The organism is Escherichia sp. WS3063, from assembly GCF_046486595.1.
GTDB classification, from domain to species: domain Bacteria; phylum Pseudomonadota; class Gammaproteobacteria; order Enterobacterales; family Enterobacteriaceae; genus Escherichia; species Escherichia coli.
In genome coordinates this window covers 76,094-90,023 of record NZ_JBJQKY010000008.1, presented here as the reverse complement: position 1 = coordinate 90,023, position 13,930 = coordinate 76,094, and the positions used below count along the sequence as shown (strand labels likewise).

Sequence of the window (13,930 nt, the reverse complement as noted above, 5' to 3'; positions counted from 1 at the left end):
CTGAAGGTACAAAAGAGATAGATTCTCTTAGTTTAACACGGACGCATCAGAACCTTCCCGGGGAAAACAGTGCTTGTTTACAATTATTAGATATACACTAAATCAATTGCATCGCATTGTGCTAACGACACGGCAAAACCCCGGAAGCGTATATCAGCACGCGACCGGAGCGAGCGAGGAAGCCTGCAAAAAGGCAGGCTTCAAAGATGCCGTTGAGTTTTAAACCGGCGGCAGATCGAACAGTAACACTTCGCTGTCGCTATCCGCATGAATGGAGATTGCCTGCTCATCCCAGATTGCCAGACCATCGCTGGTCGAGGCTTTCACGCCGTTAATGGTGACATTGCCTTTCACCACCTGGATCCAGACGCGGCGTTCAGCGGCAATCTGATGCACCGACTGCTCATCTTTCAGCAATGCCCAACGATACAGTTCCATATCCTGATGCACTTTCAGCGAACCATCTCGCGCATCCGGCGAGAGCACCAGCTGTTTGCCCTGTACGGCATCGAAACGGCGCTGCTCATAGCGAGGCGTGATGCCGTTTTCTTCCGGCATGATCCAGATTTGATACAGATGCAGACGCTCGGTGCTGCTTGGGTTGTACTCAGAGTGACGGATACCCGTACCCGCACTCATAATCTGGAACTCACCCGCCGGAACCTGCTCTTTATTGCCCATGCTGTCCTGGTGCTCAACAGTACCTTCCAGCACGTAGGTCAAAATTTCCATATCTTTATGCGGGTGAGTGCCAAAGCCCTGCCCTGCTTCAATCACGTCGTCGTTAATCACGCGCAGCGCGGAGAAACCCATAAAGTTCGGGTCGTAGTAGTTGGCAAAAGAGAAAGTATGCCAGGAGTCCAGCCAGCCATGATTTGCATGACCACGTTCATTTGCTTTGCGTAAGTAGATCATTTGTATTCGCCCCCTGAATGATTTCGATGGGCTTAGTGTGGACCCGATCAGCCTGGGATGATAGAGGGTGAAAATTGACCCCTCTGTTCAAAAAAATTGAACTATTCGAGGGGTCATCAAACTTACTTCGCGAGAGTCACTGTGGAGGGAGAAGCTTGCTCAAAACCGCGTTCAAGGATTTCCAGATTGGTAAGAACTTCAGATTCCTTGACGTAATTTGGCGCACCGTTGGTGATGGTTTGATGCAACGCATCATAAACGCGCCCGTAATCGCCCACCTCCGGCTTCATCTCTTCTCTGACCGTCACGCCCTCGTCATTGACATACTCCAGCACACCGACCGAATCATCCGCTGCGAATCCCGGTTCGCCCGGCATAATATTAGCCTTCAGGCTGGTTTCCTGCTGGTCGATACCGTATTTAATAAACGAACCTTTCTTACCGTGAACGATAAATTTCGGATAATCGATTTTCACCAGATGGCTGGTTTTGACGATGGCTTTTAGATCGCCATAAAACAGCTGCGCTTCGAAGGTGTCGTCAGGATTGGCTTTATTACGCAGGCTGCGGATGTCATAAGCGACGTGATCCGGGCGACCGAACAGCGAGATAATCTGGTCGAGGGTATGCACACCAAGGCCATAGAACGCGCCATCCTGCGGCAGCCCAGGTTTGGTTTCTGCCACCGGGCGGTAATAGTCAAAATGGCTTTCCACTTCAACAATCTCTCCCAGCTTACCGCTTTCAATCGCTTTTTTCGCCGTCAGGAAGCAGGAATCAAAGCGACGATTCTGATACGGCGTGACGGTCAGCCCTTTGCTTTTCGCCAACTCAAACAGCTCCTTCGCCTGGGCAAGCGTCGGGGTGAACGGTTTTTCGACCAGCACATTTTTCCCGGCTTCCAGCGCGCGCTTCGCGTATTCGAAATGGCTATCCGCGTGGGTGCAGACGACAACCAGCTTAACATCGGGATCGTTTAGCACTTCGTCGAGATCGCTGGTGAAATGGATATGAGAGTAAATGGGAGCCTGTTCTTCCGGCTTCGCATGGCGGCGAAAAATATGCGCGACATGCCAGCTATCCTTGCGGTTAAGTACATACGGCAGATGGTAACGGGTGGTGCTTTTGCCGAAGCCAATAAAGGCGCAGTTGATGACCATGATTTCGTCCTTTTTAAGGGGGTTATTTACACCTTAGCGCAAAGCGGACGTGGTTCCTACTGGAGTGCGCATAACGAACACAAGCACTTCCCGTGGATAATTTGAAAACGAAAGATCAAAAAAAAAGCCAGCACCCGGCTGGCTAAGTAATACTGGAAGCAATGTGAGCAATGTCGTGCTTTCAGGTTCTCCGCGAGGGTCTTCCTGATCGCAAGACAATAATAATCATTCTCATTCGCACTTGTCCAACACTTTTTGCAAAAAAAATGCATTTGACTCGCATTTGAAAGTCAATGATGTTGAAAGGGACATTTACCCCAAAGAGGACAAAGGAATGAGTGAGATAGTGATACGCCACGCAGAAACACGGGATTACGAGGCCATCAGGCAGATTCACGCCCAGCCGGAGGTGTATTACAACACGCTACAGGTGCCTCATCCTTCAGACTATATGTGGCAGGAGCGACTCGCCGAACGCCCCGGCATCAAGCAACTCGTCGCCTGTATTGATGGAACCGTAGTAGGTCATCTCACCATTGATGTACAGCAACGCCCGCGCCGCAGTCATGTTGCCGATTTTGGTATCTGTGTCGACTCTCGCTGGAAGAACCGCGGCGTCGCCAGCGCCCTGATGCGCGAAATGATTGATATGTGCGACAACTGGTTGCGGGTAGATCGTATCGAGCTAACGGTGTTCGTCGATAACGCGCCAGCAATTAAGGTCTATAAAAAATTCGGCTTTGAGATTGAAGGGACTGGCAAGAAGTACGCATTACGTAATGGTGAATATGTCGATGCGTATTATATGGCGCGGGTGAAATAAGATAGTGCCCTTTTTCTGAGATGGAAAAAGGGCGTCATTCAAAATCGGCATATCTTCCTTTAATGTATTTATTTGCCCAATAAATATATTGAGATTTACCTCATAATTACGTCCTAAAGTGTAATATTTTATTATTAATATATACGCCTACAATTTCCTGGAGTAAATAAATAACAATTAACAAGCATAATAGTGCCATTAATAAAATAGCATGCCATAAAAGGACTTTTCAGGGATGAGTAATATTGTTTACCTGACAGTAACGGGAGAACAACAAGGAAGCATCTCCGCAGGTTGTGGGACTTCTGAGTCTACAGGTAATCGCTGGCAGAGCGGGCATGAGGATGAAATATTTACATTCTCACTCTTAAATAGTATTACTAATACGGGGCTTGGTTCACAGTTCCATGGTATAACATTTTGTAAATTAATTGATAAAAGCACTCCATTATTTATTAATTCCATTAACAATAATGAACAATTATTTATGGGATTTGACTTCTATCGAATAAATAGATTTGGTAGATGGGAAAAGTATTATTATATACAACTAAGAGGCGCTTTTTTATCGGCTATTCATCATCAGATCATTGAAAATCAACTGGATACAGAAACAATAACTGTTAGTTATGAATTTATCCTCTGTCAACAGATTATCGCAAATACCGAGTTCAGCTATTTGGCACTCCCTGAAAATTATAACTGTTTGTTTTTACCAAATTCAAAAAACCAAACAAATAATCGTTTCAAAACGTTAAACAGCAAAGCTATTGGCAGGCTACTTGCTGCTGGTGGCGTATACAATGGGAACATTGAAGGATTCAGAGATACTGCGGAAAAACTGGGTGGAGATGCAATAAAAGGCTATGATCAAATACTAAATGAAAAAACAGCGGGCATAGCGATAGCAACAGCATCTATTCTTTTAACAAAGCGTTCTAATGTTGATACATATACAGAAATAAATAGTTACTTAGGCAAACTTAGAGGTCAACAAAAACTTCTTGATGGTATAGACATAATAGAAATAATATACATTAAGAGACCTTCAAAAGACTTAGCTAACTTACGAAAGGAGTTTAATAAAACTGTAAGAAAAAATTTTCTTATCAAACTTGCAAAAACCTCCGAAGCATCTGGAAGATTCAACGCCGAAGACCTTTTAAGAATGAGAAAGGGCAATGTTCCTCTAAATTATAATGTTCACCATAAACTATCTCTAGATGATGGTGGTACTAATGATTTCGAAAATTTAGTATTAATCGAAAACGAACCATATCATAAAGTTTTTACTAACATGCAATCACGAATAGCTAAGGGAATATTAGTAGGTGAAAGCAAAATCACTCCCTGGGCCATTCCATCTGGCTCAATTTATCCTCCCATGAAAAATATTATGGAACCCACAAAATGATGACTAAAACCCAAATAAATAAATTAAAAAAAATGATGAATGATTTAGACTATCCATTTGAAGCACCGCTCAAGGAATCATTTATTGAAAGTATAATCCAAATAAAATTTAATTCTAATCCAACTAATTGCCTGGAGAAGTTATGTAATGAAGTTAGTATTCTCTTTAATAATCAACCTGATTATCTTACTTTTTTAAGAGCAATGGATGGATTCGAAGTTAATGGATTACGATTATTCAGCCTCTCGATTCCAGAACCTTCAGTTAAAAACCTTTTTGCCGTAAATGAATTTTATAGAAATAATGATGATTTCATAAACCCTGATCTACAAGAACGGTTAGTGATCGGGGATGATAGCATTTCAATATTTACTTATGACATTAAAAATAACTTTTTTGAAATTAGAGATAATATTGGCACAGAAAATATATTCAGTTCGTTTAGTGATTTCTCTTCATTCTTAAACGAAATCATGGACAGTTGTTCATAATAATCAAAAGGTAACAAAAATCATTATAAACCATGCCATCTTTTTAGAGATTACCAGCAGAAAATTCCTTGTTCGAAACTTAGCAATGCAAGCTATGGAAAAACTTACAACGGAACTACACTCCTTAAGTGAGATGGACCGAAGACATGTAATCTCTATTTTAGCCGAAATAGCTAATGGCTATGATGATTTTAGTGACATGTTGATTTAGTTAGAATTTCACCCGAATCATAAGATTCTGATATCTTAAATAAGAAAATCCCGTTCGACGTTCTGAAAAAGAAATCACAAAACATTAGCAGATACTTATTTCGTGACTGTATATTACCCGATGAACTTTTTTCAAAACCAGCATTTAATAATATCTTTGACGAAGATGAACGCGTCTTTTCTCAAAGTATAACGCAAGAATAATAATATAACGATCAACAATAATATTTATTATAATTATGATTACTTATCACGACGCATTCGCGAAAGCGAACCATTACCTTGATGATGCAGATCTCCCTGTCGTCATCACTCTGCATGGACGTTTTAGCCAGGGCTGGTATTTCTGTTTCGAATCACAATAATTTCTTGAATCTGGAGATGAGGCCGCGCGCTTAGCTGGTAACGCACCTTTTATTATTGATAAAGGCAGTGGTGAAATTCATTCTCTGGGAACGGCAAAGCCACTGGAAGAATATCTACAGGATTATGAAATAAAAAAGGCTACCTTCGGCTTGCCCTGACAATACGGCCCTCTTCCCACTAAGAGGGCCGCTAACCTTAATACCCCGCCGTTAAATCATCCACCGAGCGCGGGTCAGATGCGCCGTACAACTCACCGTCCGGCCCAACCATAATGCTTTGTGTACTGCCCATCGCCTCTTTCAGCGCCACTTTCTGACCTTTTGCTTCCAGCAGCTTGAGCGTATCCGGGCTAAACCCTTTTTCGACACGCAGCTCGTCCGGCAACCACTGATGGTGGAAACGCGGTGCATTGGTCGCTTCGGCGACATTCATGCCATAATCGATGCTATTCACCACCATTTGCAGCACGGTGGTAATAATCCGACTCCCGCCAGGGCTACCGGTAACCAGCCAGGTTTTACCGTCTTTCACCACAATGGTTGGTGACATCGACGACAGCGGGCGTTTGTTCGGCCCGACCGCGTTGGCATCACCGCCCACCAGCCCGTAAACGTTCGGTACGCCCGGTTTGGCGGAGAAATCATCCATCTGGTTATTAAGCAGAATACCGCTCTCGCCCGCGACAATGCCCGTCCCGAAGGTGGTGTTCAGCGTATAGGTCACCGCCACCGCGTTGCCGTCTTTATCCACCACTGAGTAATGGGTAGTTTGATTACTCTCATAAGGCGCAAGCTTGCCGGGGCGAATTTCGCTGGATGGCTTCGCTTTATTGATATCAATTTGATCGGCAATAGATTTGGCATAGGCTTTATTGGTCAGCGCCTGCCACGGTACTTTGACAAAATCCGGGTCGCCAAGATATTCCGAGCGGTCGGCGTAGGCGTATTTCTCCGCTTCTGCCATGATTTGCATCGCATCGGCGCTGCCAAAGCCGTATTTCTTCATATCGAAGTTTTCCAGAATATTGAGGATTTGTACGATATGGATCCCGCCGGAGGATGGCGGTGGCATGGAGTAAACCTGATACCCGCGATAATCGCCGCTTATCGGAGTACGTTCGACCGCTTTATAGGCTGCTAAATCTTCTTTAGTGATCAAGCCACCGTTTTTCTGCATCTCCTGGGCGATCTGTTCCGCAATCGTGCCTTTATAGAATTCGTCCGGGCCGTTTTCAGCAATCATCTCCAGGCTCTTTGCCAGGTTCGCCTGCACCAGCGTGTCGCCCTTTTTCAGCGGCTCGCCCTCTTTCCAGAAGATAGCTTTACTGTTTTCGTGATTCGGCAACACTTCGCTACCGTAGGTTTTGAGATCGTCAGCCAGCGCGTCGTTAACGATAAAACCATCGCGTGCCAGTTTAAACGCGGGCTGCACGACTTTGTTCAGCGGCATGGTGCCGTATTTATCCAGCGCCAGCGAGAAACCTGCTACCGTACCCGGTGTGCCGGAAGCCAGATGCGAAGTGAGTGATTTTTTGCTGTCCGGGTTGCCCTGATCATCGAGGAACATATCGCGGGTCGCTTTGGCGGGTGCCATTTCGCGGAAATCGATAGCCGTGGTATTGCCATTTTTCGAGCGGATTAACATAAAACCACCACCGCCCAGATTCCCTGCCTGCGGATGCGTTACCGCCAGCGCGTAGCCCACCGCCACGGCGGCATCAACGGCATTCCCGCCCTCCTTGAGAATATCCACCCCCACCTGAGTGGCAGTGGCGTCCACAGACGCTACCATTCCCTGTTTCGCGCGTACCGGGTGGAAGACATCTTCCTCCACACCATACGAGACGGGCGGCGCAGGAGGCGCGGCGGCGGCGCTAAAACAACTTCCTGAGAGCAGAGCAGCAATGGCCACCCGGCGTAAAAACGTCGGTTTTATCATCGTTATTCTCCAGAGATTAAGGGGCAACCCCAGCTAAGCCTGGTATATAACTCTGAATTAATCATCGTTTTGTCGGGAAGCGAGTAAACTTAAAGGATATCTTCAGAGGAGGATACGCGATGAAACGACTTCTGATTCTTACGGCACTCCTGCCGTTTGTCGGCTTTGCACAGCCCATTAATACTCTGAACAACCCTAACCAGCCGGGGTATCAGATACCCAGCCAGCAGCGGATGCAAACCCAGATGCAGACTCAGCAAATCCAGCAAAAAGGGATGCTGAATCAGCAACTGAAAACGCAAACTCAGTTGCAACAGCAGCATTTAGAAAACCAGATAAACAATAATTCTCAGCGGGTGTTGCAGTCACAGCCGGGGGAGCGAAATCCCGCCCGGCAGCAAATGCTGCCCAACACCAACGGCGGGATGTTAAACAGCAACCGTAATCCGGATAGTTCGTTGAATCAGCAGCATATGCTGCCGGAGAGGAGAAACGGCGACATGCTGAATCAGCCCAGCACGCCGCAGCCTGACATTCCGTTGAAAACTATTGGGCCGTAAAGTTCGGACCAATCACGTCAATCGCATCGGTACAGATGCAATCCACGCCCCAGCGCAGCAACTCTGCCGCGCGCTGGGGTTTATTGACGGTATAAACCAGAATCCGCAGTCCGGCGTCTTTCAACTGCATCACTCGCACTTTATCGAGTAACTTATGATTGAGATGAATAGAGACGCAGCCCAGCCGCGCGGTCAGTTCGCGCCAGTCGTCGCGCCACTCATCAAGCAATAAACCACGCGGCAGTTCCGGTGCCGCCAGCTGTGCAGCTTCTAAAGCATCAATCTCAAACGATGACAGCAGCGGCGGCGTCATACCGGCCCACAGTTGGCGTGCCGCCAGCGCCACCATTTTGCCCGTTAATGGTCCAGTGCCAGTGGTGGGTTTGATTTCGATATTCGCCATCATCCCGTGTTCGCGACAGCGTTCCGCCACCTGCGAAAGCAACGGCAGCGGCTCACCTTTAAACGCTTTGCTGTACCAACTGCCCGCATCCACGCGCAGTAAATCCTGCCAGTTCAGTTCACCCGCGACGCCCCAGCCGTTGCTGGTGCGTTCGAGATTGTCGTCATGGAGCAGGAAGATCTCGCCATCTTTCGATAACTTCGCGTCAAATTCGATCATTTTATGACCGTATTTTGCCCCGACGTCGATTGCCGCCAGGGTGTTTTCCGGGGCCAGCTTACCGCCGCCACGATGAGCGACGATGCGGGGATAAGGCCAGTTACTCATACTCGTTGTCCTGTTTCACCATCAAAAAGATGCAGCTGATTTTCCGCCAGATGCAGCCACAGCGTGCTGCCTGCCGTCGGGCGCTCCTGATGCGCCAGTCGCACCACCAGCTTCTGCTCGCCCCAGCGTCCGTGCGCCAGGTTATCTGCGCCGAGGATCTCCAGCGTGTCCATCACCAGCGGTACGCCGCCTTCTGCCTGCGAGCTTAGCGCAATATGTTCCGGGCGAATGCCGAGAGTCATTTTACGCCCGGCATACTGACGGTAGCCACCGTTTAGCGGCAGCTCAATACCGCCGTCCAGTTCGAAATGCGTGCCTTCGTTATTCACGCGGCCTGTCAGCAGGTTCATCGCCGGACTGCCGATAAAACTCGCTACAAACAGGCTGGCGGGCTTTTCGTAGACTTCAACTGGTGTGCCAATCTGTTCGGCAACGCCGCCGTTCATCACCATTACTCGCTGGGCGAGCGTCATCGCTTCAACCTGATCGTGAGTAACGTAGAGTGAAGTCGTTTTCAGGCGACGGTGCAGCTGTTGCAGCTCAAGGCGCATCTGCACGCGCAGCTTGGCATCGAGGTTAGAGAGCGGCTCATCAAACAGGAACACCGCCGGATCGCGCACAATCGCGCGACCCATCGCCACACGCTGACGCTGACCGCCGGATAGCTCGCGCGGGCGGCGCTTAAGCAGGCCATCCAGCTCCAGAATGCGCGCCGCTTCTTTAACGCGCTCGGCTATTTGCTGCTTGCCCATGCCGCGAATTTTCAGCCCCCACGCCATGTTTTCTTCGACGCTCATATGCGGATAAAGCGCGTAGTTCTGGAACACCATCGCAATCCCGCGATCTTTCGGCTCCATTTCGGTCACGCGCTGGTCGTTGATCCAGATATCGCCTTCCGTCACCCGCTCCAGCCCGGCAACCATGCGCAGCAGCGTCGATTTTCCGCAGCCAGACGGCCCGACCATCACGATAAATTCGCCATCCGCCACATCAAGGGTCAGTGGTTTAATCACCTGGGTTTTGCCATCCCAGCTTTTGGTTACTGCCTGTAATTTCAGTCCTGCCATCTTATTTCTCACTATCGACCAGGCCGCGCACGAAGGCACGCTGCATCACTAAAACAATCACCACCGGAGGGATAAGCGTTAACAACATCGCCGCCATTACCGAGTTCCATTCCGTGGTGCCTTCGCCAGTGGCGATCATCCCTTTGATCCCTGCCACGGTGGTGCCGAGATCAACGTCGGTAATAATCAACAACGGCCACAAATACTGATTCCAGCCGTAGATAAAGGTGATCACAAACAGCGCCGCCAGATTAGTTTTGGAGAGCGGAAAAACGATGTCGCAAAAGAAGCGCATTGGCGATGCGCCGTCGATCCGCGCGGCTTCCACCAGCTCATCCGGCAGCGTCATAAAGAACTGGCGGAACAGGAAAGTAGCGGTCGCCGAGGCCATCAGCGGCAGCGTTAAACCGGCGTAGCTGTCGAGCATCTGCAGGTTGGCGATGACTTCCACCGTCGGGAAGATACGTACTTCAACCGGCAGCATCAGGGTGATAAAAATCATCCAGAAGAAGAGGTTACGTAGCGGAAAACGAAACCAGACAATGGCAAATGCCGAGAGCATCGAGACGGTAATTTTGCCGAGCGTAATGCTGAACGCCATCACAAAGCTGTTAAGCAACATCCGCCAGAACGGCGCGCTATTCGTGCCTACCCCGTTCACCCAGATGTTGTGGATGTTTTCCAGCAGATGTGTGCCGGGGATGAGCGTCATCGGCGCGGCATAGACGGCCTGTTTATCCAGCGTCGCCGCGACAAACGCCACGTACAGCGGGAAGAGGATCACCGCGATCCCGAGGATCAGCATGGTATGGCTGAATATCGTCAGCCACGGACGGTTCTCAATCATTGGTAACGCACCTTGCTTTCAACATAGCGGAACTGCACCACCGTCAGCACGATGACGAGGAACATCAACACCACCGACTGTGCGGCAGACGAAGCCAGATCCAGTCCGGTAAAACCTTCGCGGTAGATCTTATAAATCAGCGTCGTGGTGGCCTGAACCGGCCCGCCGGACGTGGCGGCGTCGATCACCGGGAAGGTGTCGAAGAAGGCATACACCAGGTTCACTACCAGCAGGAAGAAACTCACCGGGGCGATAAGCGGCAGCGCAATCTTAAAGAAGCGGCGAATCGGCCCTGCACCGTCGATGGCTGCGGCTTCGATCAACGAACGGGGAATGGATTGCAGCGCGGCATAGAAGAACAGGAAGTTGTAGCTGATTTGCTTCCATACTGAGGCAAACACCACCAGAAACATTGCCTGACCGCTGTTTTGCGCGTGGTTCCAGTCGTAGCCGAACTCAGCGAGAAAATGGGTGATCAGCCCGCGACCAGGGTTAAACAGGAAGATCCATAATACGGCGGCAACGGCGGGAGCCACAGCGTAAGGCAGCAGCATTAAGGTTTGATAGAAACGGCTGCCGCGCACGATGTACTCCACCAACGCCGCGAAGAACAGTGACACCAGCAAACCGCTGACGGTGACAAAGGTGCTGAATTTTATCGTCGTCCAGAAGGAGTCGAGATAATAGCTGTCATGAAACAGCGTGACGAAGTTATCCAGGCCGACAAACTGGCTGGAAAAACCAAACGGATCGACACTTTGCAGCGAGTACCACAACGCTTCACCCGCAGGCCAGATAAAAAAGATAACGGTGATGATGAGCTGCGGCGCGACCAGCAGATAAGGCAGCCAGCGCGAGCGGAACACCGGACGGGATGATGACATTACAGTTAATTCCTGAACTGTGCCGGATGCGCTTCGCTTATCCGGCCTACACGCGATGCCAGGTCAGATAAGCGAAACGCATCCGACATTACACTGATTAAGACTTCGTCGATTTCTCAAAGCGGCGCAGTAACTGATTCCCACGCTCAACGGCGGTATCCAGCGCCTGCTGTGGCGTCTTCTTACCGGTCCACACGCTCTCCAGCTCTTCATCCACAATCACGCGGATCTGCGGCATGTTGCCCAGACGCAGCCCTTTGGTGAACGGCAACGGCGGCTTGTTCAGCATCTGACGCGTCGCGGTATCCGCCCCTGGGTTTTTCTCGTAAAAGCCCTGCTCACGGGTCAGGTCATACGCCGCTTTAGTGATTGGCAGATAGCCGGTTTTCTGATGCCACTCGGCAGCGTTTTCTGGCTTTGCGAGGAAGTCGAGGAACTTCGCCACGCCGGTGTAGGTTTCTTTATCTTTACCCTGCATTACCCATAGACTGGCTCCGCCGATAATGGCGTTTTGCGGCGCGTCTTTCGCATCGGCATCGTAAGGCATCATGCCTACGCCATAGTTAAATTTGGCGTACTCGCGAATGTTGGCAAGAGAACCGGAAGAGGCGGTCGTCATCGCGCAATCACCGTTATAGAACTTCTCAGTGGATTCATCCTTACGCCCAACGTAGCTGAAATCGCCCTTCTTGTTCATCTCTTCGAGCATGGCGATGTGTTTCACCTGCTCCGGCTTGTTGAACTCAAGCACCGCGTCTGTGCCGTCAAAGCCGTTGTTTTTGCTGGCAAACGGCAAACCGTTCCAGGCGCTAAAGTTTTCCAGTTGGATCCATCCCTGCCAGCCGCTGGCGTAGCCGCACTTCATACCGGAGGCTTTCAGTTTTGCGGCATAGTCCGCCAGATCCTGCCAGGTTTTCGGCGGTTGTTCCGGGTCTAATCCTGCTTTCTTGAAGGCGTCTTTGTTGTAATAGAGAACGGGGGTCGAACTGTTGAACGGCTGGGAAAGTAAGTGCCCAGTTTTGCTGTCGGAGTAGTAACCGGAAACCGTCGGCACAAACTGCGACTCATCGAATTGAATCCCCGCCTCTTTAAATACGTCATACACCGGTTTAATGGCTTTCGACGCCATCATGGTGGCGGTGCCAACTTCATAAACCTGCAAAATAGCCGGAGCGTTGCCGGTACGAAATGCGGCAATCCCCGCGCTTAAATTCTGTTCGTAGTTGCCTTTATAGGTCGGTACAATTTTGTAATCCGGGTTTTCGGCGTTAAAACGTTGGGCCAGAGAATCCACCTCTTTACCCAGTTCCCCTTCCATAGAATGCCAGAACGGAATGGTCGTCACTGCCTGTGCATTCCCCATTAACGCCAGTCCGAGCGCCAGTGCTGAAGCTGTATAATGTAACGGTTTCATCGTTTATCTCTCTTGTTGTACCGAATGCGCGAATTCACGCGTTTTATGCTCGCGGGGTAACATGACATGCTCGAATTACAGAAAAATAACTTTTTTGTTACATTTTTAAGATAGTAAGGTGTCAGAAAGATGACAAGGCGGTGACGGCGCGGGCGAGGGAAAATGGGAGATGGGGCACGGATAAGCGGGAAAAATAGAAGGTCTGAATCAAACTCTACAGATTGCTCATCGTTTCATGCCGGATGCGGCGTAAACGCCTTATCCGGCCTACAAGATCGTGCAAATTCAATATATTGCAACTCACCCAGTAGGCCTGATAAGCGCAGCGCATCAGGCAATTTTACATTTGTAACCTGTCTCAAAGGAGTCTTTTGACTCCTTATCAATCAACGTGTTATTACCCGCCTAAATACGCATTTCTCACCGCTTCGTTCGCCAGCAGCGCATCACCAGTATCGGAGAGCACAACATGACCGTTTTCCAGCACGTAGCCGCGATCCGCCAGCTTTAGCGCCTGGTTGGCGTTCTGCTCGACGAGGAAGATAGTCATCCCCTGCTCGCGCAGCTGCTCGATGGTGTCGAAAATTTGCTGGATGATAATCGGCGCAAGACCGAGCGATGGCTCATCAAGTAACAACAAACGCGGATTGCTCATCAGCGCGCGACCAATCGCCAGCATCTGCTGTTCACCGCCGGACATGGTGCCCGCCCGCTGAATACGGCGCTCATGCAGACGTGGAAACAGTTCATAGACCCACTTTATGCGCTCCTGGAACTGGTCGCGTTCGGCAAAAAAGCCGCCCATCGCCAGGTTCTCTTCCACCGTCATCCGCGAGAAAACACGACGCCCTTCCGGAACAATCGCCACCGCTTCGCGCATGATTTTCGCTGTCTGCCAGTCGGTAATGTCTTTATCATCAAACACAATTCGCCCACTGGTGGCGCGCGGATCGCCGCATAACGTGCTGAGCAAGGTGGTTTTCCCCGCCCCGTTCGCGCCAATGAGGGTGACAATCTCGCCCTGATTGATATGCAGGCTCACCTCATGCAGCGCCTGGATTTTGCCGTAGTGGGCGCTGACTTTGTCAAAGGACAATATGACTTTTTCCAT

13 protein-coding genes and 2 pseudogenes are annotated in these 13,930 nt (G+C 49.6%); 6 read left to right on the top strand and 9 right to left on the bottom strand.

What is annotated here, in order from left to right; all coding sequences use genetic code 11:
- Positions 1–219: 219 nt before the first annotated feature.
- Positions 220–915 (bottom strand): quercetin 2,3-dioxygenase, encoded by a 696-nt coding sequence (yhhW, locus tag ACJHYW_RS10545; protein WP_000639811.1) that lies wholly within the window; start codon positions 913–915, stop codon positions 220–222.
- 122 nt (positions 916–1,037) lie between these two features.
- Positions 1,038–2,075 carry an oxidoreductase gene (locus ACJHYW_RS10540; protein WP_000236309.1) on the bottom strand — a complete coding sequence of 346 codons (1,038 nt, stop codon included), beginning with the start codon at positions 2,073–2,075 and terminating at the stop codon, positions 1,038–1,040.
- A gap of 334 nt (positions 2,076–2,409) precedes the next feature.
- On the opposite strand from ACJHYW_RS10540, the gene yhhY reads away from it, so the two are divergent.
- From yhhY to ACJHYW_RS10515, 5 genes and pseudogenes are all read left to right on the top strand, one after another.
- Entirely contained in the window at positions 2,410–2,898 is a 489-nt protein-coding gene (yhhY, locus tag ACJHYW_RS10535) for an N-acetyltransferase (RefSeq protein ID WP_001361519.1), read from the top strand.
- 235 nt (positions 2,899–3,133) lie between these two features.
- Entirely contained in the window at positions 3,134–4,312 is a 1,179-nt protein-coding gene (gene tssD / locus ACJHYW_RS10530; RefSeq protein WP_061092824.1) for an Hcp1 family type VI secretion system effector, read from the top strand.
- Positions 4,309–4,803 (top strand): protein YrhA, encoded by a 495-nt coding sequence (yrhA, locus tag ACJHYW_RS10525; RefSeq protein WP_000988505.1) that lies wholly within the window; start codon positions 4,309–4,311, stop codon positions 4,801–4,803. The genes tssD and yrhA overlap by 4 nt, the downstream gene beginning before the upstream one ends.
- Before the next feature lie 94 nt (positions 4,804–4,897).
- Positions 4,898–5,011 (top strand): annotated as a pseudogene (locus tag ACJHYW_RS10520) (hypothetical protein); the annotation flags it as partial.
- Positions 5,012–5,252: 241 nt separating this feature from the next.
- Positions 5,253–5,537 (top strand): annotated as a pseudogene (locus ACJHYW_RS10515) (YrhB family protein).
- A gap of 37 nt (positions 5,538–5,574) precedes the next feature.
- Here the strand turns inward: ACJHYW_RS10515 and ggt are convergent.
- Positions 5,575–7,317 (bottom strand): gamma-glutamyltransferase, encoded by a 1,743-nt coding sequence (ggt, locus tag ACJHYW_RS10510; protein WP_000595084.1) that lies wholly within the window; start codon positions 7,315–7,317, stop codon positions 5,575–5,577.
- Positions 7,318–7,436: 119 nt separating this feature from the next.
- Here ggt and ACJHYW_RS10505 point away from each other — a divergent pair, with 119 nt between their 5' ends.
- Positions 7,437–7,877: a DUF2756 family protein gene (locus ACJHYW_RS10505; RefSeq protein WP_000825996.1), complete on the top strand. Its 441-nt coding sequence runs from the start codon at positions 7,437–7,439 to the stop codon at positions 7,875–7,877.
- Here the strand turns inward: ACJHYW_RS10505 and ugpQ are convergent.
- The 6 genes from ugpQ to livF all read right to left on the bottom strand — a co-directional run bounded on the left by ugpQ (position 7,864) and on the right by livF (position 13,930).
- A complete protein-coding gene (gene ugpQ / locus ACJHYW_RS10500; RefSeq protein ID WP_000073590.1) occupies positions 7,864–8,607 on the bottom strand; it encodes a glycerophosphodiester phosphodiesterase in 744 nt (247 codons plus the stop codon). The two genes, ACJHYW_RS10505 and ugpQ, sit on opposite strands and share 14 nt — an antisense overlap.
- Entirely contained in the window at positions 8,604–9,674 is a 1,071-nt protein-coding gene (gene ugpC / locus ACJHYW_RS10495) for a sn-glycerol 3-phosphate ABC transporter ATP binding protein UgpC (protein ID WP_000907790.1), read from the bottom strand. The genes ugpQ and ugpC overlap by 4 nt, the downstream gene beginning before the upstream one ends.
- A 1-nt stretch (position 9,675) precedes the next feature.
- On the bottom strand, positions 9,676–10,521 hold the full coding sequence (gene ugpE, locus ACJHYW_RS10490; protein ID WP_000572176.1) for a sn-glycerol-3-phosphate ABC transporter permease UgpE: 846 nt from the start codon (positions 10,519–10,521) through the stop codon (positions 9,676–9,678).
- The gene (gene ugpA, locus ACJHYW_RS10485; protein WP_000099289.1) at positions 10,518–11,405 is read right to left on the bottom strand and encodes a sn-glycerol-3-phosphate ABC transporter permease UgpA; all 888 of its coding nucleotides are present in this window, start codon (positions 11,403–11,405) and stop codon (positions 10,518–10,520) included. Before ugpA ends, ugpE begins: the two co-directional genes overlap by 4 nt.
- 97 nt (positions 11,406–11,502) lie before the next feature.
- The gene (gene ugpB / locus ACJHYW_RS10480) at positions 11,503–12,819 is read right to left on the bottom strand and encodes a sn-glycerol-3-phosphate ABC transporter substrate-binding protein UgpB (RefSeq protein WP_000803190.1); all 1,317 of its coding nucleotides are present in this window, start codon (positions 12,817–12,819) and stop codon (positions 11,503–11,505) included.
- A gap of 397 nt (positions 12,820–13,216) precedes the next feature.
- On the bottom strand, positions 13,217–13,930 hold the full coding sequence (gene livF, locus ACJHYW_RS10475; RefSeq protein WP_000416625.1) for a high-affinity branched-chain amino acid ABC transporter ATP-binding protein LivF: 714 nt from the start codon (positions 13,928–13,930) through the stop codon (positions 13,217–13,219).